This window comes from Pseudomonas sp. ASL7, from assembly GCF_056680375.1.
The window spans coordinates 2,099,689-2,126,620 of the sequence record NZ_CM155279.1; the positions used below are offsets into that span (position 1 = coordinate 2,099,689).

General features: G+C 59.6%; 25 protein-coding genes and 1 pseudogene. 8 read left to right on the forward strand and 18 right to left on the reverse strand.

The window, feature by feature from the left end:
* Positions 1–188: 188 nt before the first annotated feature.
* A complete protein-coding gene (locus AC1MDT_RS09550) occupies positions 189–800 on the forward strand; it encodes a glutathione S-transferase (RefSeq protein ID WP_480421778.1) in 612 nt (203 codons plus the stop codon).
* A 308-nt stretch (positions 801–1,108) separates the two neighbouring features.
* Here the strand turns inward: AC1MDT_RS09550 and AC1MDT_RS09555 are convergent, their stop codons facing one another.
* Positions 1,109–2,041 (reverse strand): hypothetical protein, encoded by a 933-nt coding sequence (locus AC1MDT_RS09555; RefSeq protein WP_480421779.1) that lies wholly within the window; start codon positions 2,039–2,041, stop codon positions 1,109–1,111.
* A 297-nt stretch (positions 2,042–2,338) separates the two neighbouring features.
* On the opposite strand from AC1MDT_RS09555, the gene AC1MDT_RS09560 reads away from it, so the two are divergent.
* A complete protein-coding gene (locus tag AC1MDT_RS09560) occupies positions 2,339–3,022 on the forward strand; it encodes a response regulator transcription factor (protein ID WP_480421780.1) in 684 nt (227 codons plus the stop codon).
* On the forward strand, positions 3,000–4,394 hold the full coding sequence (locus AC1MDT_RS09565) for a sensor histidine kinase (protein ID WP_480421781.1): 1,395 nt from the start codon (positions 3,000–3,002) through the stop codon (positions 4,392–4,394). The genes AC1MDT_RS09560 and AC1MDT_RS09565 overlap by 23 nt, the downstream gene beginning before the upstream one ends.
* Before the next feature lie 134 nt (positions 4,395–4,528).
* Here AC1MDT_RS09565 and AC1MDT_RS09570 read toward each other — a convergent pair.
* The 3 genes and pseudogenes from AC1MDT_RS09570 to AC1MDT_RS09580 all read right to left on the reverse strand — a co-directional run.
* Positions 4,529–4,699: pseudogene (locus AC1MDT_RS09570) on the reverse strand (SRPBCC family protein); the annotation flags it as partial.
* A gap of 71 nt (positions 4,700–4,770) precedes the next feature.
* On the reverse strand, positions 4,771–5,364 hold the full coding sequence (locus AC1MDT_RS09575; RefSeq protein WP_480421782.1) for a DinB family protein: 594 nt from the start codon (positions 5,362–5,364) through the stop codon (positions 4,771–4,773).
* Between the two features lie 239 nt (positions 5,365–5,603).
* Positions 5,604–6,710 carry an NAD(P)/FAD-dependent oxidoreductase gene (locus AC1MDT_RS09580; RefSeq protein WP_480422742.1) on the reverse strand — a complete coding sequence of 369 codons (1,107 nt, stop codon included), beginning with the start codon at positions 6,708–6,710 and terminating at the stop codon, positions 5,604–5,606.
* 156 nt (positions 6,711–6,866) lie between these two features.
* Between AC1MDT_RS09580 and AC1MDT_RS09585 the strand changes: the two genes are divergently transcribed.
* Positions 6,867–7,184, forward strand: a complete 318-nt coding sequence (locus AC1MDT_RS09585) for a DUF2388 domain-containing protein (RefSeq protein WP_480421783.1) — start codon at positions 6,867–6,869, stop codon at positions 7,182–7,184.
* 42 nt (positions 7,185–7,226) lie between these two features.
* Here AC1MDT_RS09585 and AC1MDT_RS09590 read toward each other — a convergent pair whose 3' ends face one another.
* Complete coding sequence (locus tag AC1MDT_RS09590) at positions 7,227–8,159, reverse strand: pyridoxal-phosphate dependent enzyme (RefSeq protein WP_480421784.1); 933 nt, start codon at positions 8,157–8,159, stop codon at positions 7,227–7,229.
* 222 nt (positions 8,160–8,381) lie between these two features.
* Here AC1MDT_RS09590 and AC1MDT_RS09595 point away from each other — a divergent pair, with 222 nt between their 5' ends.
* Complete coding sequence (locus AC1MDT_RS09595) at positions 8,382–9,041, forward strand: methyltransferase family protein (protein ID WP_480421785.1); 660 nt, start codon at positions 8,382–8,384, stop codon at positions 9,039–9,041.
* A gap of 109 nt (positions 9,042–9,150) precedes the next feature.
* Here the strand turns inward: AC1MDT_RS09595 and AC1MDT_RS09600 are convergent, their stop codons facing one another.
* From AC1MDT_RS09600 to AC1MDT_RS09625, 6 genes are all read right to left on the reverse strand, one after another.
* Complete coding sequence (locus AC1MDT_RS09600) at positions 9,151–9,552, reverse strand: response regulator (RefSeq protein ID WP_480421786.1); 402 nt, start codon at positions 9,550–9,552, stop codon at positions 9,151–9,153.
* Positions 9,553–9,667: 115 nt separating this feature from the next.
* Positions 9,668–11,275, reverse strand: coding sequence for a GMC family oxidoreductase (locus AC1MDT_RS09605; protein ID WP_480421787.1), 1,608 nt, complete (start codon positions 11,273–11,275; stop codon positions 9,668–9,670).
* A gap of 154 nt (positions 11,276–11,429) precedes the next feature.
* Positions 11,430–12,647 (reverse strand): mandelate racemase/muconate lactonizing enzyme family protein, encoded by a 1,218-nt coding sequence (locus tag AC1MDT_RS09610; protein ID WP_480421788.1) that lies wholly within the window; start codon positions 12,645–12,647, stop codon positions 11,430–11,432.
* Between the two features lies 1 nt (position 12,648).
* Positions 12,649–13,968, reverse strand: a complete 1,320-nt coding sequence (locus AC1MDT_RS09615; protein ID WP_480421789.1) for an MFS transporter — start codon at positions 13,966–13,968, stop codon at positions 12,649–12,651.
* 84 nt (positions 13,969–14,052) lie between these two features.
* Positions 14,053–15,477, reverse strand: a complete 1,425-nt coding sequence (aldA, locus tag AC1MDT_RS09620) for an aldehyde dehydrogenase (RefSeq protein WP_480421790.1) — start codon at positions 15,475–15,477, stop codon at positions 14,053–14,055.
* Positions 15,478–15,719: 242 nt separating this feature from the next.
* Positions 15,720–16,652, reverse strand: a complete 933-nt coding sequence (locus tag AC1MDT_RS09625; protein ID WP_480421791.1) for a LysR substrate-binding domain-containing protein — start codon at positions 16,650–16,652, stop codon at positions 15,720–15,722.
* Between the two features lie 184 nt (positions 16,653–16,836).
* Between AC1MDT_RS09625 and AC1MDT_RS09630 the strand changes: the two genes are divergently transcribed.
* Both AC1MDT_RS09630 and AC1MDT_RS09635 read left to right on the forward strand, forming a co-directional pair.
* On the forward strand, positions 16,837–18,015 hold the full coding sequence (locus tag AC1MDT_RS09630) for a hypothetical protein (RefSeq protein WP_480421792.1): 1,179 nt from the start codon (positions 16,837–16,839) through the stop codon (positions 18,013–18,015).
* 225 nt (positions 18,016–18,240) lie between these two features.
* On the forward strand, positions 18,241–19,116 hold the full coding sequence (locus AC1MDT_RS09635; RefSeq protein ID WP_480421793.1) for a LysR substrate-binding domain-containing protein: 876 nt from the start codon (positions 18,241–18,243) through the stop codon (positions 19,114–19,116).
* 117 nt (positions 19,117–19,233) lie between these two features.
* On the opposite strand, the gene AC1MDT_RS09640 is transcribed toward AC1MDT_RS09635, so the two are convergent.
* From AC1MDT_RS09640 to AC1MDT_RS09670, 7 genes are all read right to left on the reverse strand, one after another.
* Positions 19,234–20,598: an MFS transporter gene (locus AC1MDT_RS09640; RefSeq protein WP_480421794.1), complete on the reverse strand. Its 1,365-nt coding sequence runs from the start codon at positions 20,596–20,598 to the stop codon at positions 19,234–19,236.
* Between the two features lie 145 nt (positions 20,599–20,743).
* Positions 20,744–22,177 carry an NAD-dependent succinate-semialdehyde dehydrogenase gene (locus AC1MDT_RS09645; RefSeq protein WP_480421795.1) on the reverse strand — a complete coding sequence of 478 codons (1,434 nt, stop codon included), beginning with the start codon at positions 22,175–22,177 and terminating at the stop codon, positions 20,744–20,746.
* Positions 22,174–23,208 (reverse strand): aldo/keto reductase, encoded by a 1,035-nt coding sequence (locus tag AC1MDT_RS09650; protein WP_480421796.1) that lies wholly within the window; start codon positions 23,206–23,208, stop codon positions 22,174–22,176. Before AC1MDT_RS09650 ends, AC1MDT_RS09645 begins: the two co-directional genes overlap by 4 nt.
* A gap of 10 nt (positions 23,209–23,218) precedes the next feature.
* Positions 23,219–23,731: a formaldehyde-activating enzyme gene (fae, locus tag AC1MDT_RS09655; RefSeq protein WP_160107486.1), complete on the reverse strand. Its 513-nt coding sequence runs from the start codon at positions 23,729–23,731 to the stop codon at positions 23,219–23,221.
* Positions 23,732–23,977: 246 nt separating this feature from the next.
* Positions 23,978–24,250, reverse strand: coding sequence for a pentapeptide MXKDX repeat protein (locus AC1MDT_RS09660; RefSeq protein ID WP_480421797.1), 273 nt, complete (start codon positions 24,248–24,250; stop codon positions 23,978–23,980).
* A 72-nt stretch (positions 24,251–24,322) separates the two neighbouring features.
* Entirely contained in the window at positions 24,323–25,108 is a 786-nt protein-coding gene (locus AC1MDT_RS09665) for a molybdopterin-dependent oxidoreductase (protein WP_480421798.1), read from the reverse strand.
* On the reverse strand, positions 25,105–25,725 hold the full coding sequence (locus tag AC1MDT_RS09670; protein ID WP_480421799.1) for a cytochrome b/b6 domain-containing protein: 621 nt from the start codon (positions 25,723–25,725) through the stop codon (positions 25,105–25,107). The genes AC1MDT_RS09665 and AC1MDT_RS09670 overlap by 4 nt, the downstream gene beginning before the upstream one ends.
* 250 nt (positions 25,726–25,975) lie before the next feature.
* On the opposite strand from AC1MDT_RS09670, the gene AC1MDT_RS09675 reads away from it, so the two are divergent.
* The gene (locus tag AC1MDT_RS09675) at positions 25,976–26,917 is read left to right on the forward strand and encodes a class I SAM-dependent methyltransferase (protein WP_480421800.1); all 942 of its coding nucleotides are present in this window, start codon (positions 25,976–25,978) and stop codon (positions 26,915–26,917) included.
* Positions 26,918–26,932: the final 15 nt, after the last annotated feature.

Below are 26,932 nucleotides of genomic sequence, written 5' to 3' on the forward strand. Positions count from 1 at the left end.
CGACAACGCCCGGAAAATGCTCTATAGCAGCCTTTGTGGCGGTCATCGGAGTGCGTTTATAGCAAGAAATTCAATCGAGCGGCTGTATATAGAAGACAAACGGCTGTAACGGCGCCACGCCGCTTGCAGCCCACCGAACCTCAGCTAAGGTTGTGCCTCCCGAAATGGCTCTATAAAGGAGAAGTTCAATGAAGCTGATCGGCATGCTGGATTCGCCCTATGTGCGGCGCGTCGCCATTTCCGCCAAATGCCTTGGCATACCGTTGGAGCACCAGTCGGTGTCGGTGTTTCGGCACTTCGAGCAGTTTCAGCAGATCAACCCGGTGGTCAAGGCGCCGACGCTGGTGCTCGACGGCGGTGGCGTGTTGATGGATTCGACGTTGATCATCGACTACCTCCAAGCGCTGGCCGGACCGGATCACAGCTTGATGCCCGGTGAGCTCGATCAGCGACTGCGCTCATTGCGCCTGATTGGCCTGGCGTTGGCGGCGTGCGAGAAGTCCGTGCAGCTCTATTACGAGCGCAATCTGCGGCCGGCTGAGATTCAATTCGAACCGTGGGTAGAACGGGTTGAAGGGCAATTGGCGGCAGCCTGGGCAGTGCTGGAGCAGGAGCTGGAAAAGCAGCCACTGAAAACCGACGGTTCGCTGACTCAGGATGGAATCACCCTGGCGGTGGCCTGGAGCTTTACCAATCTCGTGGTGCCGGATCAGGTGGAGGCTGGGCAATTTCCACGGATCGCTGAATTCACTGCGTATGCCGAGGGGCTTGAGGTGTTTGTAAACACCCCGATAGATTGAAGAACACAGAATCAAAAGATCGCAGCCTGCGGCAGCTCCTATATGGGAATGCCGTATACCTGTAGGAGCGAGCTTGCTCGCGAAGGGCTTAAGGGCAACGCGTTTACTCGCAAAGGGCGCGTTATCGTTAACGTCCTTCGCGAGCAAGCTCGCTCCTACAGGTATACGGCATTCTCATGTAGCTGCCGCAGGCTGCGATCTTTTTGCCTTTTAGCAGATCAGTGCATGAACAGGGCGATCAGGATGATGATCGGGATGGGTACGCCAAGAAAGAACAGCAACAGTGAGCGCATGATGATTCTCCTGGGTTAGCGAATAGGGGGAGTGGTGACGTAAGTCTCGGATTCGATATACACCACCGCATCCCGACGACGACCACCAAAGATTGCTGCGAAACTGGCGAAAAACGCACCGATCAGCAGCGCGACAAACATCCACAATGCAGTCATGGCCGCGACTTTGGCGGCGGTGTCTGCGGCTTGTTTAGCGGCGAGCCTGGCGTCTTCCAGGGCCTTATGGGCCTTGGCGAAAACTTCATCGACCCGACGCTCGGCGTCCGCCTGAGTCAGGTTGGTCCGTTGGGCCACCAGTTGCGCGAGGTAGGTCCGATCTTCGGCAGCCAGTTGGCCGTCGTTGCTCAAGGACCGAACGAAAATGCGGGTAGCGGTGGCACGGGAGGCGTCATCACCGGCGGCAGCCGGACGGTCGTCACGGAACAGGCTGTCAACGAAATAACCATACTGGTCACTGTCGGTGTTACCGGCCGCCGTGCCAGCGGCCTGAGTCAGGGTACTTGCAGCACCGCCGGCGACACTCGCACCGGCCCGCACACCTGCGCTGACCATGCCGCTGACCGAGCCGACCACTAGGGTCGCAGTCACCAATGTCGCCACACACCAGGCCAGGAAACCATGGGCGGTGTCACGGAAATAGACTTCATCACCGTGCATGTTCGCCCACTTCACCCGCAACCGACCGGCGATGTAACCGCCAAGCCCGGAAGCAACGATTTGGGTAAAGGCCAGCCAGACAATCGTTGAAATGCCCAGCCCCTTGGCGCTCACCCCTTCATTGGCCCACGGCGACACCGCCGAAAAACCCAGGCCAAAACCGAGCAGCACCAGAATCAGCGACAATGCCGCTGCCGCAGCGGCCCCGGCGAAGATCGCACCCCAGGACACACCCGAGCGCGTGCTTGATTCGTCTTCGGCAGGATAGAAACCATCAGAGGATCTATTCATTGTTATATCGCTCCAGGCAGGAAAGATGGTGTTACAACTCTTCAACGGAGGAATTGCAGCCACCGTGCCAATCGTCGATTTCAAATAAATCGTTATATTTCAATTTTTTATAAGCTTGGAACTTTCTACGCCCTTGCAAATTGCAAGGAACAGGTAATATCAGCGGGTTTTATGCATTGACCCGCATTCGGCTTTTCCAGGTGACGCGACGGAAATGAAGTTTAATTTAGAAAGCCTGCCATCATTTATTGGCAAAATGCCGCGCAATGTTTGTGAACACTTAATCAGGCAAGCCCTATGACCCGCATCTTGACCATCGAAGACGACGCCGTGACCGCCCGGGAAATTGTCGCCGAACTGAGCAGCCACGGCCTCGAGGTGGATTGGGTCGATAATGGCCGCGAAGGTCTGGAGCGTGCGGTCAGCGGCAACTACGACTTGATCACCCTCGACCGCATGTTGCCCGAGCTCGATGGCCTGGCGATTGTCACCACGCTGCGCACCATGGGAGTGGCCACACCGATACTGATGATCAGCGCCCTCTCCGACGTGGACGAACGTGTGCGTGGCCTGCGCGCCGGTGGTGACGACTACCTGACCAAACCGTTTGCCACCGATGAAATGGCCGCCCGCGTCGAAGTCCTGTTGCGCCGTAAGAACACGGTGACCGCCCAGGCCACCACGCTTCGAGTAGCGGATCTGGAGCTGAACCTGATCAGCCACGAAGCCAGCCGCGACGGTGAGTTGCTGATGCTGTTGCCCACCGAATACAAGTTGCTGGAATTCCTGATGCGCAACACCGGCCAGATTCTGTCGCGGATGATGATTTTCGAAGAAGTCTGGGGCTATCACTTCGATCCCGGCACTAACCTGATCGACGTGCACATTGGCCGGTTGCGCAAAAAGATAGACCCGCCTGGCAATGTCCCATTGATTCGGACCGTGCGAGGCTCGGGTTATGTCATTGCCGAACCCGTCTAAAGGCTGGCGCTCTTCCAACAGTCGCTTGCTGGCGCTCTACAGTTCACTGTTCGTGATCTGGAGCGCGATCCTCATGGGCGTCATGTATTACGAGGTTTCCGCTTACCTGGACAACCTGGCCAAACACTCGCTGATGCAACGTCAGCATTTGTTTTCGCGCTTTCAGGGCGAACAACTGGTAGATGCCCTCGCCGTCAGCATGACCTTCGACATTCGCGGCATCGACGCCTATGGCTTGTTCGATGGCGAGCATCGCTACCTCAGCGGCGCCATGCGCGAGATCCCCAAAGGCCTGCCGCTGGACGGCCAGATCCACACGCTCGGCGATTGTGTCGAGGCCGACGACCCGACCCTGCCCGCCGACAGCTGCGACGCGGTGGCAACCGAGACCAGGGACGGTCGCTGGCTGGTGCTGGTGCGGGACAACGGCTCGCTGTTCGCCGTCACCCGAATCATCCTCCACGCGTTGTTCTGGGGCGTGACCTTGACCATCCTGCCGGGCATCGCCGGCTGGCACTTGTTGCGCCGCCGTCCGCTGCGGCGAATTCGCGCGATTCAGGCCAGCGCCGAGGCCATCGTCGCCGGCGACCTGACCCGCCGCCTGCCCCTGTCCAATCGCCGCGATGAACTGGACATGCTCGCCGCCATTGTCAACGCCATGCTCGAACGCATCGAACGCTTGATGAATGAGGTCAAGGGCGTGTGCGACAACATTGCTCATGACTTGCGCACACCCCTGACCCGCTTGCGGGCGCAACTGTACCGGATTCAGCAGCAGGCGGACGAAGGTTCGACGCTGGCCGCACAGCTGGATTCGGTGCTCGCCGAAGCGGACACGCTGATGGCGCGGTTTCGTGGTTTATTGCGGATTTCCGAACTGGAGGATCGCCAGCGGCGTTCCGGTTTTGTGCAGCTTGATCCAGTGCCGTTGCTGCAAGAACTGCACGACTTTTACCTGCCGCTGGCAGAGGAAGACGAACTGATTTTCAGGTTGCAATTGCCGGCGTCGTTGCCTGCGGTGACTGGCGATCGAGCGCTGTTGTTCGAGGCGGTGGCCAACCTGCTAAGCAACTCGATCAAATTCACCCCATCCGGTGGCGAGGTGATTTTGCGTGGGATCAGTGAGGGTGGGCATACCCGCATTGAAGTGCTCGACTCCGGCCCCGGCATTGCGCAGGCCGAACGAGAGGTGGTGTTCCAGCGCTTCTATCGTGCCGAGGGCGGTCATCAGAAAAGCGGATTTGGGTTGGGGTTGTCGATCGTTGCGGCGATTGTCAGCCTGCATGGGTTTAAGCTTGACGTGGGGACCAGCGAACTCGGTGGTGCGCGCTTGGTGCTCGATTGCCGACAGCGCCTGATTTCCCAAACCTGACGCTAATTCAGGACCACAGTAGTCCCCCTGTGGGAGCGAGCTTGCTCGCGATAGCGGTCTAACAGGTAAAAATGTATCGCCTGACACTCCGCCATCGCGAGCAAGCTCGCTCCCACAGGGGATGGGTGGCGTTGTCAGGTTGGGTAGTTCGCCCGCAGAGCTTCGAGACCACCCTGGTAGATCCCGGTAAACAGCGCCACGACTTCTTCCTCACTCACTCCGACAGGCGCAAACCGCCCTGACCACGTCACCCGAGCCCCCTGCCCTTGCGCGTCAACCCTGATGGTCGCGAGGTACTCGGTGGCCGCTCTCTTAATCAACAATGTTCAGATCGCCATGCCGTCGACAACACCACCGCCAACACCAATCGCCAGCATCAACGATAACGATTCGGCAGAACGTTGGTTGCGCTCGCGAATTGCGGCGCACAGGTCGGCGTCACTGCCGGTGCACTGAGCGAGCGCAAACCCGGATTGGTCTCGCGCAGGAAGATCGGCAGGTCCGTCATCGGCGGCATGGCCGGAATGTCGAAATACATCTGGATCACCCAGCCACGGTGATAACTGGCGTGGTTGACCACGTGCAGCAGCATTGCGCCGGCGCTCATGGTGCCGCTTTCTCCCGAGACAAACCTGAACTCGACCGGCTGATCCAGCGTTGCCTCGGTCTGCCGCGCGCTCCAGTCGCAATACCAGTGGTCGATGTCCCTTTGCGCCTGGCGCAGGTCCGGGAGTTCAGCGTGGAGCAAATCATGCGAGGTTTTGAAGCCGTGCCCTCGGCCTTCGAGGTGGGCCTGCCAGATGCAGTCCACCACGTAGATATGGTTCAGGGTGCCGATCATGTTCTTGAATACCGACACCCGCTCTTTGTTGAGCTCGCCCGGCGGCAGCGCAGCCAGGCTGTCAAAAAGGCGCTGATCGGCCCATTGTTTGTAATCGGCAAGCAGGCGGGCAGTGCGTACGTTGATCATCGTCGTTCTCCCATTGTGATGGGCGCACTGCCAAGCATAGTCCGCACTGAGACTTGCATCTAAGACACTGATTACCGGTCGCCAGCCGTCACGCGACGTGTAGCAGCTGCCGAGCCTGCGAGGCTGCGTTCGGCGGCGCAGCCGTCGTGAAATCAGGTTCCGCGCAGTTTCAGGAAAATATTGCAGGCAGTTTTACGACGGCTGCGCCGCCGAACGCAGCCTCGCAGGCTCGGCAGCTGCTACATGTTCAGGTGTTCTACCACCCTGTCGGCCAGCGCCAGGCAACTGGTCAGGCCCGGGGATTCGATGCCGAACAGGTTCACCAGCCCGGAAATCCCGTGAATGGCCGGCCCGCTGATGACAAAGTCGGCGGCCGGCTCTTTCGGCCCGGTGATCTTCGGGCGGATACCGCTGTAGGCCGGTTGCAGGCTGTTATCGGGCAAGCCCGGCCAGTAACGCCGGATGGCGTCGTAGAAGGTATCGGCTCGCTGTGGATCCACACGGTAATCCACGTGGTCGACCCATTCGACGTCCGGTCCGAAACGCGCCTGGCCGCCGAGGTCGAGGGTCATGTGCACGCCCAGCCCGGCACTCTCTGGTGCCGGATAGACCAAATGCCGGAATGGCGCACGGCCGCTGAAACTGAAATAACTGCCTTTGCACAGGTGAGGCGTCGGGACATGCCGCGACGGCAACCCTTCAATGCGACTCGCCACCTCGGGCGCGGACAATCCGGCGCAGTTGATCAACTCGCGACAGCTCAAGGTCATCGGCTGGGCACCGCCCATTTGCACCTCGAAACCTTGCCCCCTGCAACGGGCCGACATTAGCGGTGTGTGAAAGGCAATCGACGTACCGCGGGCCTCAGCGTCCGCCTGGAGCGCGAGCATAAGCGCATGGGAATCGACAATCCCGGTGGACGGCGACCAGAGCGCGGCGACACAGGACAATGCCGGTTCAAGTTCGCGCGCCTGGCCGGCGTCCAGCCATTGCAAGTCATCGACACCGTTGCGTTGGCCTTGCTGAAGTAACGTTTGCAGCGCCACGCGCTGGTGATCATCGGTGGCAACGATCAATTTTCCCAGTCGCCGATACCCGACGCCGCGCGCCTCGCAGAAGGCATAAAGGCGTTGTTTGCCCTCCACGCAAAGTTGCGCCTTGAGGCTGCCGCTCGGGTAATAGATGCCGGCATGGATCACTTCCGAATGGCGCGAACTGATGCCTGTGCCGATGCCCTCGCCCGCCTCGACCAGAATCACTTCCCGCCCGCTCCGCGCCAGGGCTCTGGCAACCGCCAGCCCGACCACCCCGGCCCCGACCACCAGGCATTCGATATCGACGTTCACTTGCATTGCGCTCCTCTCAAGCCAAAAAAATCAGAAGGTAGCGGGATTTTCGGCTTTGGACTTATCACGCATCAACCGGGAACTCCTGTCGATCGCCAAGCATCCTAAATTATGAAAGACCTTCTTTTTTGCTTCACGCTTTCAGAGGACACCAACATGCGCCGTCTGATAATCATCTCTTCCCTGATGCTGTGTTTACCCTTCGGCTCAGCTATGGCCAGTGTGGATGCGGGCGATGTCGCCACATCGGCCGGGGTTTCTGCTTCGCTGTACTCGACCTTCAAGAAGCACAAACTGGTGATTCCCGCCCGGGATGACGCCTCCAGTTTCGTCGCCAGTGGCGGTGCGATTCGCGGGGTTTATCTGGAGTCGGTTTTACAACGGATTCGTCAGGAAAATCCTGGCCTCAACGCCAGCGACGAGGACTTGGCCAGAGCGATCCTCATCCAGGAAACCGATGCTGGCGGTCAATAAAGCAGCGGTAGGGCTCGCGAACACTGGATCGACTTTGCGGCCCTACCTTGCTTCCACGCTCGCCGATGAGCGCGCCCATCCAGCCACCAACGACGCATTGATGCTGACACCGCCGCACACCACGATCACCACGTCGTGGGCACCAGCGATGGCGGGGTGATCCAGGTAGCCGATCGCCAATGAAACGCCGCACGCGGGCTCGACCAACTGGCGCAAGTCGCTGGCATAACGAACCACGCCCATGATCGCCTGCTCATCACTGAGCACCACGCATTCATGGGGGAAATCGAGGATGTGCTGCACCGGCCACGCCGCCACTTGAGTCGCGCCGAGCGACTTGGCGATCGTATCGATCCGGGGGAATATCACCGGATGTCCGGCGCTCACTGCGGCGGCGAATGACGCCGCCCCTTGAGTTTCACACGCGACGATCCGGCAATCCATGCGATGGTGGCGGATCAATCCGGTGAGTATCCCTGACAGCAAACCTCCACCGCCCACCGACATCACGAACGCATCGACCCGAGGACAATCCTCGAGGATTTCATCGACCATCGTACTGTGCCCTTCCCACAACACCGGATGATCGAAGGCTGGCACATATTCGGTATCCGCCCCCTGCGCAAGCTCCTTGGCCCGTTGATTGGCCTCATCCCAGACCTTGCCATGGACGATCACCTCGGCGCCGGTTTTCCTGATCCGTGCGCGGGTCGCTTCCGGCGTGGTGTGTGGTACCACAATGCAGGCGTTCAACCCCAGGCGGGCGGCGGCCACAGCGGTGGCAAAACCGGCGTTTCCACCGGAAGGACAGACCACCCGGCGCTTACCCTGCTCCGCTGCCTGGCTGCACAACAGCCCTATGCCACGCAGTTTGAACGAACCACTGGGTTGCAGATTTTCCAGCTTGAGCCAGATTCGCCGGGATGGGGTCGACAGGTCTGGATGCAGAATCAAGGGCGTTCTGATGTGAAGCATGGACGGCTCCCTATAGCTCGCAGCCGACTCATCGAGGGTTCGACGAGTCGAGGGTGAAGGATCCTATTCCAAGTTTAGTTCACCCGGCCCCGGGCTCAGCGTCTCAGCGATTACGCGCAAGGCCTCGAATCGCCAATTCATGGTGCATCGAAGCCCGCAGGTCAAAAGATCGCAGCCTGCGGCAGCTACACTGAGGGGTATGTTCCTATTGTGGTGGCGTCCATGAAAATCTCGCCGAAACTGGCGTTCTTCGCCATCGTATCCACCCTCGCCTACCTGGCGCTTGCCGTTTGGGGGCTGGGTGGCTTGGCGGCTTACTGCTCTCATTCGGCGCTGGTGGCCATTGCGCTGGCGACCCTGGTGATGACGATTGTTTCGTTGTTCAGCGAAGTTAACCTCAGCTCCGGAGAACAAGAGGACCGGGCCAATCGCTGGGTACTTCCGGCCTTCGGGGTGATCGGGTTATTGAGCGGGTACCTGCCGGCCTACACCGACCGGGTCGACTTCTGGACGTTCGGTGGCGAAGGCGTGCGTTGGCTCGGGGCGCTGCTGTTCATCGTCGGCGGCGCACTGCGGCTGTGGCCAGTGTTTGTGCTGGGCAACCGCTTCAGCGGCCTGGTAGCCATACAACCGGAGCACCGCCTGGTGACCGAAGGGATTTACCGAAACCTGCGCAACCCCAGCTATTTGGGAATGTTGGTCATTGCGCTGGGCTGGGCGCTGGCGTTTCGCTCAGGAGTCGGCTTGGTGTTGGTGGTGTTGACGCTGGTTCCGCTGATTGCTCGTATCCACTCCGAAGAGGCGCTGCTGAGGGCGAAGTTTGGCAATGAATACGAGGCTTATTGCAGTCGCAGTTGGCGGTTGATCCCCGGCCTGTACTGAAGCCACACTTCAAATGTAGGAGCGAGCTCGCTCGCGAAGGACGTTAACGATAACGCGTTCATCCTGAATAAACACGTTGCTCTCAAGTCCTTCGCGAGCGAGCTCGCTCCTACAAGTTACGGTGCGACTTGAATGCGCTTTGCACGCAATCGAGCAATTGCCCAAGTGCCCAGGGTTTCTTGATGAACGAGACAGAATGCCTGACCCCGGCACTTTCCGGCGTTTCGAACCCGGACATGATCATGATCGGTTTGTCCGGCCAGCGGTCGCCGAACTCATTGGCCAGGTCCGCACCGTTGCGCTTGCCCGGCATGGTGATGTCGGTCAGCAATAAACTCACGTCCTGCGCATGCTGTTGCAGATAAATCGATGCGGCGTCTGCGCTGATCTGCGGTTCAACCACAAAGCCTTCTTCCTGAAGAATTTCGCAGAGAAACTCCAGGATCAACGGGTCGTCTTCAACCACAAGAATCAACCTGCCAGGAACGCCCTCCATCGATACTGGGCTCATGACCGTGTTACTCCCTGATGACATCAATGATTTCGCGGGCTCAAATCCGCTACCTATCAGGTATGAGCAGCGGACTTGGCGGAAATTCACTTTTGATACAGGTTGATGTGAAAAATCAGGCGTCCTGCAGAATCAGGTCAGCGCCCTTCTCTGCCACCATCAACACGGCGGCGTGAGTATTGCCCGATGTCACGTTAGGGAAAATCGACGCATCGACGATCCGAATTCCATCGAGGCCGTGTACTTTCAAACGTTTGTCGACCACCGATTGCTGTGTGTCCGTCCCCATCGAGCAGGAACCACACAGGTGATAAATCGAACCGCTGTTCTCCCGAAAATACTGCAGCATCTGCTCATCGCTTTCGATGGCCGGGCCGGGTAGCACTTCTTCGACGGTGATACCTTTGAGCGCCGGTGCCTGCATGATCTTGCGCATCAAGCGGCTGCCCTGAATCACCTCATCTATGTCCTTTTGGGTACTCAGGTAGTTCGGGTCGATCAGCGCCGCGTCGCGGGGATTTTTCGAAGCAATCTCGATGTGCCCGCGACTGGTCGGCCGGCACGGATTGAAGCACAGCAGGAAACCTGAATACGGTTCGGGCTTGAGGCTGGCCTTGTTGTTTTTCGGAATCTGGTACGACAACGGGTTGAAGTACAACTGCAAGTTCGGGTTGGCCTGCTGTTCGTTGCCTCGGAAGAAACCACCGGCCTGATTCACGCTCATGGCCAGTGCGCCCTTGCGGGTGAACAGGTATTTGAGGCCGAGTTTGAACTGACCGAACAGCGAGCTCAGCTCATCGTTGAGTGTCGGGATGCTGGCTTTGTAGTAATAACTGGCGCACAGGTGATCCTGCAGGTTCTGCCCCACCGCCGGTAGGTGTTTGACCAGCGGGATGCTGTGTCTGGCCAGCAGCGACTGATCGCCGACACCGGACAATTGCAGGATCTTTGGCGAATCCACGGCACCGGCGCAAAGAATGACTTCTTTGTTGGCGGTGAAGGTTCGCACAACCCCGTGTTGAGTAACGGAAATCCCGGTTGCACGGCCGTTATCGAACAGCACCCGGTCTACCAGGGCGAAATGCTCGACGGTCAGGTTTGGCCGGCTCAATGCCGGGTGCAAATGCGCAAAACTGCTGGAGCAACGCTGGCCATTTTTTGTGTTGACGTCGTAGATGCCCGCCCCCTCAAATTTCGGACCGTTGAAGTCGTCGCTGTGCGGGTAGCCGAGTTCGTCGCAGCCCTTGAGGAATACGTCGCAAATCGGATGCGTCTGGCCCTTCATCGGCGTGATGCTGATCGGGCCGCTGCCGCCGTGGTACTCGCTGTCGCCCAGCGGGTGGTTTTCCAGTTTGCGGAAGTACGGCAGCACGTCCTTGAAGCCCCAGCCGTCGTTGCCGTTGGCCGCCCAATCGTCAAAATCATGGGCCTGGCCACGGACATAGATCATCGCGTTGATCGACCCCGAACCGCCCTGCACCTTGCCGCGCGGTGCGTAGATTTCACGGTTGTTCAGCTGCTTTTGCGGCCGGCTGTAATACATCCAGTTGAAGGTCGGGTTGTAATACATTTTGGCAAAGCCGACCGGAATCTTGAACCACAGGGAACTGTCCTTGCCGCCCGCTTCCAGCAGCAACACCGAGTATTTCCCGCAGGCCGAGAGCCGATTGGCGAGGATGCAGCCTGCGGCGCCAGCGCCAGCGATGATGTAGTCGTAAGTCATGCACGGTTACCGCGTAAGTCGTTGTACAAAAAAACCGCCAATTAGCGCCGTTCCTATTGTGGGAGCGAGCCTGCTCGCGAAAGCGCCGGGTCAGTCAACATTGATGCTGAATGTGCTGCCGCCTTCGCGAGCAGGCTCGCTCCCACAATTTCCGTCAGCCGCGGGCTGGCGATGTGTCTTTGACGTCAGCCGGGGTCGGCGCCATTTGCAGGTGCAGGCGCTCGCCGGTGTACGGCGAATGCTTGCGCACCACGTCCATATTCAGCTCAACGCCCAGGCCCGGCTCGGTGGACGGAATGATGTAGCCGTCCTCCCATTGCAGCGGCTTGGTCAGGACCTCGGCGTGGAAACCGCCCCAGGTCATGATGCTTTCCTGAATCAGGAAATTCGGCGTGCAGGTCGCCAACTGGAAACTGGCGGCGGCGCCAATCGGCCCGTTGTAGAGGTGTGGCGCGATTTGCGCGTAGTAGGCTTCGGCCATGCTGGCGATTTTCTTGGCTTCCAGCAGGCCGCCACAACGCGCGACGTTCATCTGCAGAATCGACGCACCACCGGCTTGCAGCAGCTTGAAGAACTCGTACTTGGTGGTCAGCCGCTCGCCGGTGGCAATCGGAATGCTGGTCTTGGCCGCGACTTGCGCCATGGCGTCTTCCTGACCCGGCGGTACCGGTTCTTCGAACCACAGCGGGTCGTATTTCTCCAGACGTTTAGCCAGGCGGATGGCCGAGGACGGCACCATCTGCCCGTGGGTGCCGAACAGCAGGTCGCACTTGTCGCCCACCGCTTCGCGGATCTTGCGGCAGAAGGTTTCGCAGCGCTCCAGCACTTCCAGGGAAATCTGGTGCCCGGAGTACGCGGTGTAAGGCCCGGCCGGGTCGAACTTCACGGCGGTGAAGCCTTTGTTCATGTTCTCGATGGCGCATTCGGCGGCCAGGTCCGGGTCGTCGTAGTCGTACTCGCCCTTGCTGTTGACCGGGTACAAGTAGGTGTAGGAACGCAGGCGCTCGTTGACCTTGCCGCCCAACAGTTCATACACCGGCTTGTTCGCCGCTTTGCCGATAATGTCCCAGCACGCCATCTCCAGGCCGCTGACGACCCCCATCATGGTCAAGTCCGGGCGCTGGGTGAAACCGCTCGAATAGGCCTGACGGAAGAAGCGCTCGATGTGGTGCGGGTCATGGTTAAGCAGGTAGCGCTCGAACACGTCTTCGATGATCGGCAGCATGGCTTTCGGGCCGAAGGTCGCGGCGTAGATCTCGCCCACCCCGATGATGCCGCAATCAGTCTTGAGCTTGACGAACAGCCAGTACATGCCGCCAATGTGCGGTGGCGGAACGGCAACAATATGAGTTTCAAGGGCGACGATTTTCATCTCAGGCACCTGTCTTGATCAAAGATTTACGGTTGATACGAGCGCGCAAGGTCAGGGCCGCGAGGGTCCCGAGCAGGCCGACGAAAGCGATGTAGCCGAAATACAGCTTGTAACCAACGGCGCCGGGGAAATGCTCGGTGAGGTAGCCGTTGATCAAGGGAATGAAGGCATCCGGCAGGTAACCGACCACCGAGACGATGCCGATGGCGAGGCCGGTGATGCGCAGCGGTATGTTGCAGGTGTCGAGAATCGCCCAGTACAAACCGCGAATGGCGTAGGTCATCAGGCCGATGAAAATCACCGTACCAATCAGCAGGCCCATGCTGTTGAGCGCCGGGAACACGATCAGGCCGACCATCGCCAATGTCGCGCAGAACAGCGCCACGATCAGCACTGAAATATTCGAGAACTTGTCACCGAGCCAGCCACCGCCGATGCCACCGATCGGGCGCATCCACAACTTGATCGTGGTGATGGTGCCGGCCATGACCGCAGTCATACCGCCGCCCTGCAAGTAATCGGAGAAGCTGTAGGTGGCCCAGAAGATGTGATATCCGCAGAACACAATGGCCGTTACCAGCCACAGCTCGGGGATTTTCACCAGCGTCGTCAGATCGCTGAGCAGGTTGAACGTGCCCTTCTCCACCGGTGCCGTGTCTTCCATGGACTTCGGGTCCTTGATCAACACCAGCACACAGCCAATGGCGATACAAGTGAAGGCATAGAGGTAAACCACGTGTTTGAAGCCTTCGGCGGCCGATTCGCCACGGGTTTCGGTGGCAAAGGCAAACAACCCCAATGCGACCGTCGCCAACAACGCCTCAACCAACCCGCGACCGCCATCGAGGACGCCGAAAAACCGGCCTTGCTCCGTATGATGGGCGATCATTTTCACGCGCTTGAGCACCGAGGCCCAGAAGGTCAGGCCAGTGGTCAGGCCCCAGCAACCGAAGATGATCATCAACCCGGTCATCGATGGCGCAGTGGAATACCAGAGGCCCAACGCGCCGGTGGCGACCAACGAGAAGAAAATCAGAAAGCGTGGTGCAATCCGGTCCGCCAGCCAGCCGCTTGGAAGGTAGCTGAGCAGGAAAATCGTCCCCAGCATCGAGTACAGGTAACCCAGTTCGCTGTGGTTGATCTGGAACACTTCGAGCATGGTGGTCTGGTAGACCTGGCGCAGGTACAGGATCGGGTAGATCGCGCCGGCAGCCAGCACCAGAAGCATCAGTTGGAAATAGCGACTTCCCTTGTCACTGTGGCTTTTTGAAACCGCGTTCGATCCCTGAACAGCGGCAGCAGTGGATGCAGGCTTGGACATCTAGGAAACCTCGGGCAGCCCGGTGGTCCGGGCGCCCCTGAAAATTGTTTTTATAGGTCAGGCGTGAGGCGTATTTCAGGTGGTTCAGTACTTCATGACCACCAGACGGGTCTGGGTGAATTCAAGCATGCCGTGCTTGCCGTCATCCCCGCCCAGGCCCGAGCGTTTCCAGCCGGCGTGGAAGCCCTGGTACGGATCGGCCGGAGTGCGATTGACGTACAACTCGCCCGCTTCAATGGCGTTGGCGACTTTCATCGTGGTGCGGTAGTTCTCGGTGTACAGCACCGACGACAGGCCGAACTGATGGTCGTTGGCCATGGCCAGCGCTTCGTCGATGTCGCGGTACTTGAGCACCGGCAACACTGGCCCGAAGATCTCTTCCTGGATGATTTCCATGTCCTGGCGGCAGCCGCTGAGCAGCGTTGGCGGGTAGAAATGACCGTTGCCTCGCGGGATAAAACCGCCTGTTTCCAGTACAGCACCGTCAGCGACGGCGCGCTCGACCATGGCGTGGATGCTCTGTTGCGAACTGGCGTTGACCAACGGCCCCATCAGGCTGGCATCGGTGGCGCGGTCGCCGAACTTCACTGCGCCGATCTTGGCTTTGAGCAACGCGAGGAATTGGTCGTAGACGCTTTCCTGCACATAGACCCGCTCTACTGCCGTGCACAATTGGCCGCAATGCGTGGTCTTGGACGCGACGATCGCGGTAGCAGCGGCTTCAAGATCGGCGTCGGCTTCGATGATCGCCGGGGTTTTACCGCCCAGTTCCAGCGATGGCTTGGCGATGTTGGCCTTGCAGTAATCGAGCACGATACGCCCGGCGTTGACGCTACCGGTCAGGGTGATCAAACCGACCGCCTTATGGGTGCAAACCGCAGCCGCCGTGGCGTGGTCCATGGTCAGGATGTTCACCACACCGGCAGGTAAACCGGACTGCTGCACCGCCTTGGCGATTTCGAAGGCCGAGGTCGGGGTGTTGTTGCTCGGGCGTACCACCACGGTGTTGCCGGCAATCAGCGCCGGGGCGATTTTGCGCAGCAGCGTATAGACCGGGTAGTTGAATGGAATCAGGCACGCGACTACGCCAATCGGCTCGCGGTGCAGGAACAGGTTTTCGTCCGGGGTGTCGCTGGGAATGATCTCGCCTTCGATCCGGCGCGCCCATTCGGCGTGGTAGCGGGTGATCTGCGCCGCATAACGGGCTTCGTTGCTGGCGTCGACGACGCTCTTGCCGGATTCTGCGGCCAGGGCTTCACCGATGTTTTCGGCACAGGCTTCAAGGGCATCGGCAAACGAACGCAGGTGTTCGGCGCGTTCGATGCTGGTGAGTTTGCCCCAGGTTTTCTGGGCAGCAGCGGCCGCTTCGACCGCGGCGGTAGCTTCATCGGCAGTGGCCGCCGAGACCTGGCCAACCAGCGCTTCAGTCGCCGGGTTGTACACCGCAATCAGCGCATCGCTGGCAGGTTCAATGAAGTGACCGTTAACAAAATTTCGTTCGAGTCGCATGTGCATCGCCCATCGTTGTTTTTATCCAGTGCTTGCAGTCTTGGCATCTGGACTGCGTTGAACAAACGATTTATTGAGCGGTGTAACATTCTAAAAATGCAGGTTACCCCCCAGTTGATAAAATTCCCTGTAGGAGGGAGCTTGCTCGCGATAAATTTGCAGGCGACGCATTTTTTCCAGACAGCATGCGTCATCGTTTACGTCCATCGCGAGCGAGCTCGCTCCTACAGGGTTCTGTGGGGTTAGCTGGCGGCGGTGGAGGGTTCGAGTTGCCTTTGCGCCAACCAGATTTCCTCTTGCAACCACTGGCTGAACACCTGCAATTGCGGCATCAACGTCTGCTCCGGGCGGGTTACCAGCCAGTACGATTGATGCCCTTCCACGTGCACGTTGAGCACCTGGGTCAACTGCCCGCTGGCCAATTCCGGCGCCACCATGTGCCAGTCGGCAATGGTGATGCCCAAGCCGTCTGTCGCGGCGCGGATGGCCAGGTCCAGCAGATCGAATTCGTAACCACCCTGGGTGTCGACACCGCTGATTTTCGCCGCGTCCAGCCAGTGTTTCCAGGTCAGGTAGCGCTGGTCTTCCCGGGCCAGCACATGCAGCAATGTCAGGCGATTGAGGTCAATGCCGCCCTCGTTCCACTCCCGCGCATACAAGGACGGTGCGCACACTGCGATGTGCCGTTCCTGAATCAGCAGCGAACTGTCCAGCCCGTCCCATTCGCCGTCGCCGAAACGGATCGCGCAGTCCAGGGTGCTGGTTTCCGCCAGGCTGTCTTGCAGACGGGTGGTAATGCTCAGCTCCAGCTCCGGATGCTTTTCGCGCAGCCGTCCCAGGCGAGGCATCAGCCAGCGGCTGGTGAAGGTCGGCGGTGCGTTGATGTGCAAGCGGTTGGCATGGGATTTCTGCTGGATGCTACGCACCGTCAGCTCGATCTTGTCGAAGGATTGATGCAGCGCGCGCAGCAAAATCCGACCGGCGCTGGTCAGTTCGAGGTGGTGGTGACGCCGCTCCAACAGACTCTCGTCGAGCTGTTCCTCCAGCTGTCGCACTTGCCGGCTGACCGCACTCTGCGTCACATTCAACAACTCGGCAGCGCGGGTGAAGCTGCCCGTGCTGCCGGCCACTTCAAAGGCTTTAAGCGCGTTGAGGCCGGGCATTTTCCGTTTCATGGAAGGCTCTCGATTGGGGTTACGAGGCACAAAGCATCCCACGCCCGCCTTGCATAGTCCTACAGTATTTTCTCAGTAACATGCGTTTGACGAACGTTGTCTCGCATTTTTTATCATTTGTTCAACACATCGTTGATCGCAAGACTGGCCAGCATCTCTAATAAAAATGACCGAGAGCTGCCCCATGCCCCTCCCTGCTTCCCTGCGCCTTAGTCCGTCGTACCTCGCTCTGCTCTGCACTTTTGCCGCACCGGCCATGGCCGTGCAAGTAACCGACAACCTCGACCTGGGCGGCGCCATTCGCGCCCGTTGGGACTACGACCCGGATCGTGACATCCAGAACTTCGGCCTGGACACGGTGTTCCTCAGCGCCAAGTACAACTCCGACACCTGGATCGGTGAGGCCCAGTACCGTTTCTATGGCCGTTCCTATCCCTACAAGTACACCAAGAACTACGGCGATATCCAATTCGCCAAGTACGCATGGGCCGGCTACAAGTTCAACCCCGACCAGCAAGTGCAAGTGGGCCTGAACTCAGTGCCGTTCGGTTTGCAGCCATACTTCGGCAGCACTTTCTACGAAACCCTGGGCAACGTCATCGGCCTGGAAGATGTACAACAAATCGGCGCCAAGTACATCCAGCAATCGGGCGACTGGAACGTCCAGGCCGGTTACTACCTGCGTCCGGCGTGGCAAGGCAAAGGCACCAGCAACGGGGTCACCTACTCCACCGTGGTGTCCGAGGCCGACAGCTACGTCACCGATGGCAGCAATAACCAGGAACGCAACACCGTGGTGCTGCGGGTGGCCAAGGCCCTGGACCTGGGGCCATGGAAATCCGAGGTCGGCCTCTCCGGCCTGACCTCGTCGCTGGAGAACAAGGACACCAATGACGATGGCCGACGCAACGCCGTGGCCGTGCATTACCTGGGCAAGAACGGCCCGTGGGGGGTGCAGTTGCAAGCGGCGCGGCAGCAGATGTCGCCGCGTAACCCCGGCTCTGATGAGTTGGTGACCTTCGGCGGTTACGACGGCACCTTTAACGTCGCCAGTCGCGGCAATCTGTACGTGGCGGACGTGAGCTACGACGTCAGCGGCAAGTACCTGTTCGATCAGATCAGCGGTGTGAAGGTGTACGCCAACTACAGCGCCTTCGACAAATCCGCCGACGACTTCAAGACTTCGCAGCGGATGATTTTTGGCACCTCGTTCTCCGTCAGCAAACTGTGGGTCGCCACGGAGTGGTTGTATGGCAAGAATGATCCGTATATCGGTGGTAGCAGCTACACCCAGAGCTTGGGGGCCGGTGGTAGCAACCAGTGGGAAAACCAGTTGTACATGAACATCGGGTATTACTTCTGATCCGGATTTTTTTGCGTCCTTAAGGACGCCTTCGCGAGCAGGCTCGCTCCCACAGGGGAACACAGAATTGTGTTCCCCTGTGGGAGCGAGCCTGCTCGCGAAGGCGCCAGCCCAAACAACACTTGCATCAGCCCATGACTAATAGTCAGATAGGCCCCACAAAACATAGCCATCCAAAACAACACAATCAGCCTGCCCCACGCAACACCGCGGAGCCTTTCTTTCATGCGTCAACTGCCCTCGCTCAACATGCTGCGCGTCTTTGAAGAAGTGGCGCGGCATCGCAGTTTCAGCCAGGCGGCGCTGGGTCTGAACGTCACCCAAGGCGCGGTCAGCCGTCAGATCAAGCAGCTCGAAGACTATCTCGGTGTAGCCCTGTTTACCCGCACACCTCAGGGCCTGACGCTAACCGAAACCGGCCTCGCCCTCTCCCCGCAACTGAGCGATGCCTTCGACCACGTCGAACGCGCCCTGCAAGCGGTGCGCGTGCCTAACCTGCGCCAGCGCCTGCGCATCGCTGCACCGCCGACCTGGGCCACGCGCTGGTTGTCGGCGCACTTGCGCGCCTTCTGCCAACGCTTCCCGGACATCAGCCTCAGCGTCACAAACCAGAGCGGCCACGACAGCCTCGCGGAAATCGACTGCAATATCCGCTTCGGCCTCGAAGCGGCCAACCATTGCAGCAGTCAGTTGCTGGTGATGGAGCGGCACATGGCGGTGGCCAGTCCGGAGTTGTTTATCGATGGTCAGCCGCCAGACCTGCGACAGTTTCCATTGCTGCACATCCTGCACGATGGCAAACGCCTGAAGGTTTGGGAGAACTGGCTGGCGGCGATGGGCCGCGAAGATGTCGATGCCGGGCAAGGTCTGGAATTCAGCACCCTGGATCAGGTGATCCACACGGCGTTGGCTGGTGGCGGGTTGGCGGTGATCGACCGGCAGATGATCGATAAGGAACTGGCCAATGGCAGCCTGTTGCCGATCACCCCGGTGGAAGTGATCGGGCCGTATGGCTATTGGCTGGATGTGGCGAACGACAAGCAGGGCTTGTCGAAGGTCCGGTTGTTTACGGATTGGTTGGGGTTGGTCAGCAATCCCTAGAACACCGATGCCCCACTGTAGGAGCGAACTTGCTCGCGATGGTGTGTCAGCTACATTGATATCGACTGACACTCCATCGCGAGCAAGCTCGCTCCTACAGTTGATCTGTGTAGCTATTTAGATCGGGGCTGCGACTTTCGTTGCCACCGATGCACTCCCCTCCACCGGGCTCTGCGCCTTGCACGCCTGACTCAGCGTCAGGGACTTGGTTTCCGGCGCCCAGGCCCAGGAAATTATCGCCCCCAGCGCCAGAATCGCCGCCAGGATGCCCATGGTCGGGCTCAGGCCAATCCCCGCCACACTCACCGGCAACAGGAACGTACTCACCGCCGAGCCCAGGCGGCTCACCGCCGTGGCCAGGCCGATCCCGCTGGCCCGCACTTCAGTCGGAAAACTCTCCGCCGGAAACACGCCCACCAGGTTACTCACTGCCGACAGCACCAGGGTGAAAAGCCCGAACACCAGCACCATCAGGAACGCTGCGCTGCCCGGCAGCACCGCCAGCAAAAACAACGCCACCGCCAGAATGATGAACGAATTGATCAGGAAGCCCCGGCGCGAGAATTTCACCGTGCACCAAATCCCGATCAGCGCGCCCAGAATCAGCAGCAAGTTGAGCATCAACTCGGTGCCAAAGCCTTCGGCCAGCCCCATTTTCTGCAGGATCGACGGCAGGAAGGTGTAGATCGCGAAGTACGGCATGACGATGCAAACAAAGAACAGGCAGTTGAACGCCGTGCGCTTGCGGTATTCACGGCTGAACAGCACCGCGTAGCCGGAACGGGTTTCGCTGGATTGGGTTTCGTCGAGCTCGACGTTGTCGCCCAGGTGCTTCTTGACGATGGCGCGCGCCTCGGCGATTCGGCCCTGATTCACCAACCAGCGCGGCGACTCCGGCGTACCGATGCGGGCGATCAGAATCAACGCCGCAGGAATGGCCGACGACGCCAGCATCCAGCGCCAGGCATCGTCACCAAGGCTCAGCATGGCGGTACCGACAAAGGTCGCGGCGACATAGCCGAAGGTCCAGATCACGCTGAACGAACCGAGCAACACGCCCCGGTGTTTCTTCGGCGAGAACTCGGCGAGCATGGCGTGGCCGACGCTGAAATCACCGCCCAGGCCAATACCGATCAGCACCCGGCAGAGAAACAGGCCCATGGCTGTTTCGGCGTAGAACTGCATGACCGAAGCAATGGTGATCAGCACGAAGCTGACCAGGAAGATTTTCTGCCGGCCGACCTTGTCGGAAATCCAGCCGAAAAACAGGCTGCCAAGGAACAAACCGATCAGCGCCGATGCACCGATCAGGCCCTGCCAGAATGCATCGAGGTGCATTTGCGGGCTGAGCAATGTGAACGCGATACCGATCAGGCCCAGGATGTAGCCGTCAGTGAAGTGTGCGCCGAAGGTCAACCCGGCGATTTTCAGGTGAAAGCGCCCAATGGGCAGGTCGTCGATTTTTATCGGTTGAACGGACATGTAAATCTCCAATTTGTTGTTATTGACGGAGAAGTGAAACGTGTGACACCTGTAGGAGCGAGCTTGCTCGCGATAAACCTGAGAACGCATCGGGGTGTCAGGCATCCAGCGTTATCGTTGACGACCATCGCGAGCAAGCTCGCTCCTACAGACCGCCCATCAGCAGGTATTTGATTTCCAGGTAGTCCTCCAGACCGTACTTGGAACCCTCGCGGCCGAGGCCCGATTCCTTGATGCCGCCGAACGGCGCCACTTCCGTGGAAATGATCCCTTCGTTGATCCCGACCATGCCGGCTTCCAGGCCTTCGGCCATGCGCCATACACGGCCGATGTCGCGGCTATAGAAGTAGGCCGACAGGCCGTATGGCGTGTCGTTGGCCCGTTGCAACACTTCAGCTTCGTCCTTGAAGCGGAAGCACGCCGCCACTGGGCCGAAGGTTTCGTCCTGGGCAATCAGCATGTCGCTGTTGGCTTCGGCGAGGATGGTCGGTTCATAGAACGTGCCCCCCAGCGCATGGCGACGACCGCCGCACAACAGCTTGGCGCCCTTCTCCAGCGCATCACCGACATGCAGTTCGACCTTGGCCAGTGCGGCGGCGTTGATCAGCGGACCTTGCTCGGTTTCACCGTCCAGCGCACGGCCGACGCGCATTGCCGCCACCGCTTCGGCCAACTTGCCGGTGAAGGCCTCGTACACGCCGTCCTGAATGAAGAAGCGGTTCACACAGACGCAGGTTTGCCCGGTGTTGCGGAATTTCGACGCCATCGCCCCTTTGACGGCAGCGTCCAGATCGGCGTCATCAAAGACAATGAACGGCGCGTTGCCGCCCAGTTCCAGCGAGACCTTTTTCAAGGTGTCGGCGGCTTGGCGCATCAGCAATTTGCCGGTGCGGGTGGAACCGGTGAACGACAGTTTGCGCACGATGCCGGACGCTTGCAGCGCACCGCCGATGGCCACGGCGTCGCCGGAGACGATGTTGAACACACCAGCCGGAATGCCCGCCTGCTCTGCCAACACGGCCAGGGCGAACGCCGACAACGGCGTCTCTTCCGACGGCTTGAGAATCATCGTGCAACCGGCCGCCAGCGCCGGGCCGACCTTGCGCGTGACCATGGCCAGCGGGAAGTTCCACGGAGTAATCGCCGCGACTACGCCGATGGCTTCCTTGACCACGATGATCCGCGCATCGGCCTTATGGCTCGGGATCACATCGCCGTAAGCCCGTTTGGCTTCTTCGGCGAACCACTCCAGAAAGCTCGCCGCGTAGACCACTTCGCCCATGGCTTCGGCCAGTGGCTTGCCCTGCTCGCGACTGAGCAATATCGCCAGATCCTTCTGGTTGCTCAGCATCAGCTCGCTCCAGCGCTTGAGCTTCTGGCTGCGTTCTTTTGCGGTGAGCTTGCGCCAGGCGGGCAAAGCCCGATGGGCGGCGTCGATGGCGAGGTTGGTGGCTTCGGCGCCGGCCTTTTGCACCTCGATGATCAGTTCGCCATTGGCCGGGTTCAGCACCGGGTAAGTCGGACCACCGCTGGACCATTGGCCGTCGATGTAGTTGCCGTTACGGATCAGCGCGCTCATGCCACCGCCTCGGTCAGGTTGAAACGTTCCAGGCCCGGACGGGCCGAACGCAAGATACGCCGGCCTGCGGTGTAATCGTTGATCACGTCGCACGGGGTGTAGTTGCGCTCCAGCTCATGCAACTCCTCGGCATCCAGTTTGGTCTCCAGCGCGGCCAGCGCGCTGTCGAACTGCTCGGTGGTGTCGGCACCCACCAGCATGCAATCCACGCCCGGATGGTTGGCGACCCAGGCCTGGGCGATCTGTGCGTTCGACACGCCACGGGCACGGGCCACGCGTTGTACCGAATGGGCGATTTCAAACGAAGCCTGGTCGCTGTACATCTGCTGAGTGAAGAAGTCGGTCTGGTTGCGTGTCGACTGCACGTCGCCGGTCAGCAAACCACGGGCCAGTGGGCTGAACACCGAAACGCCGAGGCCTTGATCGCGGCAGAACGGAATCATCTCGCGCTCTTCTTCGCGGTAGGCGCAGTTCAGTTGCAGCTGCATGTTGATCGGCTTGACCCAACCATTGCGCTCGCAAGCCATGAGGATTTTTGCCAGTTGCCCGGTGAGCATGGTCGACACGCCGATATAACGGGCCTTGCCGGAGCGCACGATGTCGTTCATGGCGCTCATGGTTTCTTCAACCGGGGTGTTCACGTCGAAGTAATGCAGCATGAACACATCGACGTAATCCATGTTCAGGCGCTTCAGCGAAGCGTCGATGCTGTCCATGATGTGCTTGCGCGAATGGCCGCTGGCGTTGATCCCGGTACGGGTGCCATAGCCGACCTTGGTGGTGATCACCAGGTCTTCGCGACGGGCCAGGCGGTTGACGATGCGCCCCACCACTTCTTCGCCTGTACCTGCGGAATAGAAGTCCGCCAGGTCGATGAAGTTCACGCCGTTGTCCAGCGCATGCTTGATGATCGGCTCGCTTTTCTTCTCGTCGAAGATCCACGGCTTCCAATCCGGGGTGCCCATGTTCATGGTGCCCAGGCACAGGCGGGAGACTTCAAGGCCGGAGTTGCCCAAACGAATGTATTGCATGGCGCGGACCTCAGGCTTTTGGGGTGTAGAAAGGGTTGCTGATGTGATTGACCACATCCGCCAGTTGCGCGGTTTCCGGCTTGCCGGTCAGCGCGGCACGGATCGCCGTGCGGCAGGCGTTGTAGTTGTTCAGGTAGACCGCATCGAGGTCATCGCAGGCCGGGTTGACCCAGTTGGCCGTCACGATCGCCCATTCGTCTTCGGCTTCCGGCGGCAAGGTGCCGTCCAGCAACGCTTCGAGCACCGCCTTGGCGATACCGGCCTGGGACGCGCCCCAGGTGGCGTTACCGTGCAGGTCGCTGCCGATCGCGGCTTTGTTGACGTAAAGGGTCATCGGTTTGACCGGGATGTTCGGTTGCGCAATCACCATGAACGGGCAATGCCCCTGGCTCGGCGACGCCAGGCTGTTGGCAAACGCCTGCCCCGCTGGACCGTTGCGCGGACCGATCAGAATGTTGATGTGTGCGGCGTTCACGCCAGGGCCTTCGAAACCTTCACCGATGTACAGGTCGAGTTCTTTCATGGGGTATTTCTCTTCAGGGATTTGGGTTAATCGATGCGCAAGCAGACCGTGGAGGTCGCGTGACAACTGTCGGGGATTGAAGAGCGAAGGACGTGGCGCAGAGAATCAGGCATGGGTGCAAACGCTCTTTTTGTAGTTGATGAGCTGTGTTTGCGATTTTTTAACACTGGGGGTTTGCGGGGCTGTAACCATTAAAAGTCATGAGGGTATGACTTCAAGTCATACCCTTGAATGACGGTGTCCGGATCAGTAGGACGGCGTGGCTTTTTTCATGGCGTCCTGGTCCTTGGTCATCGCATCTTTCTTCATGGGGTCCTTGGACATGGTGTCTTTCTTCATCGTGTCCTTGCTCATGGCATCCTTGGACATGGTGTCCTTTTTCATGGTGTCTTTCTGCATGGCATCCTTGGACATCGAGTCGTTGCTCATACCGTTAGTCGTTGTTGCCTCGGCGGCGAACACGCTGGCGGCGCCCAGGGCGAGGCACATGGACAGAACGGCGGTGGTTAACTTTTTCATGATGAAAACTCCTTGAAGCACAGGTGGCGAGTGAGCGCAGCGAACGCTACGCGGTGAAGTGGGCAGGCGCCGTCAGCTGCCACCGAACCAGTTGTAGCCCTGGTCTTCCCAGTAGCCACCGCTGTAGGTGTTACTGACGAAAATCGCCTGAATGTGTTTGGGGTTTTTGTAGCCCAACTTGGTGGGCATGCGCAGCTTCATCGGGAAGCCGTATTGACGCGGCAGCACCGCGCCGTCATAGGTCAAAGTCAGCAAGGTCTGCGCGTGCAGCGCAGTGGCCATGTCGATGCTGGTGTAGTAGTCGTCGGCGCATTTGAAACCGACATATTTGGCCTCCGTGTCGGCACCGACCCGCTTCAGGAAATCGCTGAACCGCACGCCGCCCCAGCGCCCGATCGCGCTCCAGCCTTCGACGCAAATGTGCCGGGTGATCTGCTCGGTCTGCGCCATGGCCCGCAGTTCTTCGAGCCGCCAGCTGCGTTTGTCGGCGACCAGTCCGGTGACCTCCAGGCGATAGCTTTCTTCCTCGACCGTCGGAGCCTCATCGATGCCGTAAAAGGCATTGAAGGGAAACGGTCGGGTGATCATCGACTCGGAATAGGTCGGCGCCAGTGCATTGGGGTTGAATAACCAGCCCTGCACCCGGTCATTGAAGCGGGACATGGAAGAAAGCGCAGTCTCGACGCTTTCGTTGTCAGTCAGGTTGCACCCGGACAGCATGGCAACGCCGCCGAGGGTCAGGCCACGCATCAGAAACGAGCGGCGTGAGCGATCCTCGATCTGCGGGGCGATGATTTTCCGGGCGTCTGTCAGGATGGACGACTCGTCCAGCCCTGAACCGTCTATGCGCTTTTTCATACCGACTCCTTGCGACCGACAATCATGGCCAACAGCGTTTTGGGGACCACTGCCACCATCACCAGATGAACCGCGACGAAAGCCACCAACAGCGACATTGCGATGAAGTGCACATGCCGTGCGGTGTCATAGCCGCCCAACAATTCACGCAGCAGCGGGAACTGCACGGATTTCCACAACACCAGCCCGGAAACCACCAGCAGCGCTATGTCGACCATCACGAACAGGTAGGCCACCCGTTGCACCTGGTTGTAATGACTCAGGTCGGCATGCCCCAGCCGCCCTCGCAACGCTGCCCACAGGTCATGCACGACACCTTTGGGCGAGACCGGAAAAAAGCGCCGCGACAGACGGCCACTGGCGATGTTGATGATCAGGTAGATGAGGCCGTTGAACGCCAGGAACCACATCGCCGCGAAATGCCACTGCAGCGCGCCGCCAAGCCAGCCGCCCAGGGTGATCGACTTGGGAAAACTGAAATCGTATAGGGGTGAGGCGTTATAGATTCGCCAGCCGCTGGTGACCATCACCAGCACCGCCAGGGCGTTCAGCCAATGGGTCAGCCGCAGCCAGCGCGGATGAGTGTTGACCGTGGGTGGAGCAGGTAATGGCGACATGTCGGGCTCCCGGCGGTTGATCGATGGGGCCAAGTATGGGGGCCTGAAGATCGCCAAATCCTCACGTAAAGTTAAATTAAACGTGATAATTACCCCCTCAAAACCTGTGGGAGCGAGCCTGCTCGCGATGGCGGTAGATCAGTCAACATTGCTGTTGAATGTGATGCCGCCTTCGCGAGCAGGCTCGCTCCCACAGGTTTTGCGTAATTGTGGTTAAAATGCCGCCCCCTCAAATTGCCGACCCAGCCCGATGAACTCAGACGCCCTCTGCACCCTGCACGCCCATTTGCTGACCGCCCTGGCAACGCCCCCCGCAGAAACCCGCCGGCTGTTCCACGGCCGTGGTCGTTGCTGGCCGGGGCTGGAGCAACTGACGGTGGACTGGCTGCAAGGCGTTGTGCTGGTGTCGTTATTCAAGGAACCTGAAGCGGCGCAACTGGAGGCGTTGAAACAGCAGCTGCTGGCGCTCACGCAGGCGCCCGCCTGGGAACAATCGGGTGCGCGCACCTTGCTGTTGCAACACCGCTATTTGCTGCAAAGCACCACCGAGTGGTTAGTGGGCGATGAGATCGACGAGCTGACGATCACCGAGGGAGGCCTGCAGTATCGGGTGGACCTGGGCCGCAAACAGAACACCGGCTTGTTCCTCGACATGCGTTACGGTCGCGACTGGGTGCGGGCGAATGCCGTGGGCAAGCGGGTGTTGAACCTGTTTGCCTACACCTGCGGGTTCTCGGTGGCGGCCATCGAAGGCGGCGCGACCCAGGTGGTCAACCTGGACATGTCCAGCCCGGCCTTGAGCCGTGGCCGCGACAATCACCGGCTCAACGGGCATGACTTGAGCAAGGTAAGTTTTCTCGGCCATGACCTGTTCAAGTCATGGGGCAAGGTGATCGGCAAGGGCCCTTACGACCTGGTGATCATCGACCCGCCATCCTTTCAGAAAAGCAGCTTCCTGCTGACCAAGGACTACCAGCGCGTGCTGCGCCGCCTGCCGGAATTGCTTGGCCCGCAAGGCACTGTGCTGGCCTGCATGAACGACCCGGCCTTCGGTGCGGACTTCCTCATCGACGGCGTCACCCGTGAAGCACCGAGCCTGCGTTTTGTGCAACGGCTGGACAATCCGCCAGAGTTTCCTGACGCGGATGTCGAATGCGGGTTGAAGGCATTGGTGTTCACCCTCGGGGATTGAGTTCTGCGCTCCGGT

Excerpts from the sequence above, each read along its gene's own strand:
- AC1MDT_RS09550 (WP_480421778.1), top strand. The coding sequence starts at position 189 with ATGAAGCTGATCGGCATGCTGGATTCGCCCTATGTGCGGCGCGTCGCC.
- AC1MDT_RS09555 (WP_480421779.1), bottom strand. The coding sequence starts at position 2,041 with ATGAATAGATCCTCTGATGGTTTCTATCCTGCCGAAGACGAATCAAGC.
- AC1MDT_RS09560 (WP_480421780.1), top strand. The coding sequence starts at position 2,339 with ATGACCCGCATCTTGACCATCGAAGACGACGCCGTGACCGCCCGGGAA.
- AC1MDT_RS09565 (WP_480421781.1), top strand. The coding sequence starts at position 3,000 with ATGTCATTGCCGAACCCGTCTAAAGGCTGGCGCTCTTCCAACAGTCGC.
- AC1MDT_RS09575 (WP_480421782.1), bottom strand. The coding sequence starts at position 5,364 with ATGATCAACGTACGCACTGCCCGCCTGCTTGCCGATTACAAACAATGG.
- AC1MDT_RS09585 (WP_480421783.1), top strand. The coding sequence starts at position 6,867 with ATGCGCCGTCTGATAATCATCTCTTCCCTGATGCTGTGTTTACCCTTC.
- AC1MDT_RS09590 (WP_480421784.1), bottom strand. The coding sequence starts at position 8,159 with ATGCTTCACATCAGAACGCCCTTGATTCTGCATCCAGACCTGTCGACC.
- AC1MDT_RS09595 (WP_480421785.1), top strand. The coding sequence starts at position 8,382 with ATGAAAATCTCGCCGAAACTGGCGTTCTTCGCCATCGTATCCACCCTC.
- AC1MDT_RS09600 (WP_480421786.1), bottom strand. The coding sequence starts at position 9,552 with ATGAGCCCAGTATCGATGGAGGGCGTTCCTGGCAGGTTGATTCTTGTG.
- AC1MDT_RS09605 (WP_480421787.1), bottom strand. The coding sequence starts at position 11,275 with ATGACTTACGACTACATCATCGCTGGCGCTGGCGCCGCAGGCTGCATC.
- AC1MDT_RS09610 (WP_480421788.1), bottom strand. The coding sequence starts at position 12,647 with ATGAAAATCGTCGCCCTTGAAACTCATATTGTTGCCGTTCCGCCACCG.
- AC1MDT_RS09615 (WP_480421789.1), bottom strand. The coding sequence starts at position 13,968 with ATGTCCAAGCCTGCATCCACTGCTGCCGCTGTTCAGGGATCGAACGCG.
- aldA (WP_480421790.1), bottom strand. The coding sequence starts at position 15,477 with ATGCGACTCGAACGAAATTTTGTTAACGGTCACTTCATTGAACCTGCC.
- AC1MDT_RS09625 (WP_480421791.1), bottom strand. The coding sequence starts at position 16,652 with ATGAAACGGAAAATGCCCGGCCTCAACGCGCTTAAAGCCTTTGAAGTG.
- AC1MDT_RS09630 (WP_480421792.1), top strand. The coding sequence starts at position 16,837 with ATGCCCCTCCCTGCTTCCCTGCGCCTTAGTCCGTCGTACCTCGCTCTG.
- AC1MDT_RS09635 (WP_480421793.1), top strand. The coding sequence starts at position 18,241 with ATGCGTCAACTGCCCTCGCTCAACATGCTGCGCGTCTTTGAAGAAGTG.
- AC1MDT_RS09640 (WP_480421794.1), bottom strand. The coding sequence starts at position 20,598 with ATGTCCGTTCAACCGATAAAAATCGACGACCTGCCCATTGGGCGCTTT.
- AC1MDT_RS09645 (WP_480421795.1), bottom strand. The coding sequence starts at position 22,177 with ATGAGCGCGCTGATCCGTAACGGCAACTACATCGACGGCCAATGGTCC.
- AC1MDT_RS09650 (WP_480421796.1), bottom strand. The coding sequence starts at position 23,208 with ATGCAATACATTCGTTTGGGCAACTCCGGCCTTGAAGTCTCCCGCCTG.
- fae (WP_160107486.1), bottom strand. The coding sequence starts at position 23,731 with ATGAAAGAACTCGACCTGTACATCGGTGAAGGTTTCGAAGGCCCTGGC.
- AC1MDT_RS09660 (WP_480421797.1), bottom strand. The coding sequence starts at position 24,250 with ATGAAAAAGTTAACCACCGCCGTTCTGTCCATGTGCCTCGCCCTGGGC.
- AC1MDT_RS09665 (WP_480421798.1), bottom strand. The coding sequence starts at position 25,108 with ATGAAAAAGCGCATAGACGGTTCAGGGCTGGACGAGTCGTCCATCCTG.
- AC1MDT_RS09670 (WP_480421799.1), bottom strand. The coding sequence starts at position 25,725 with ATGTCGCCATTACCTGCTCCACCCACGGTCAACACTCATCCGCGCTGG.
- AC1MDT_RS09675 (WP_480421800.1), top strand. The coding sequence starts at position 25,976 with ATGAACTCAGACGCCCTCTGCACCCTGCACGCCCATTTGCTGACCGCC.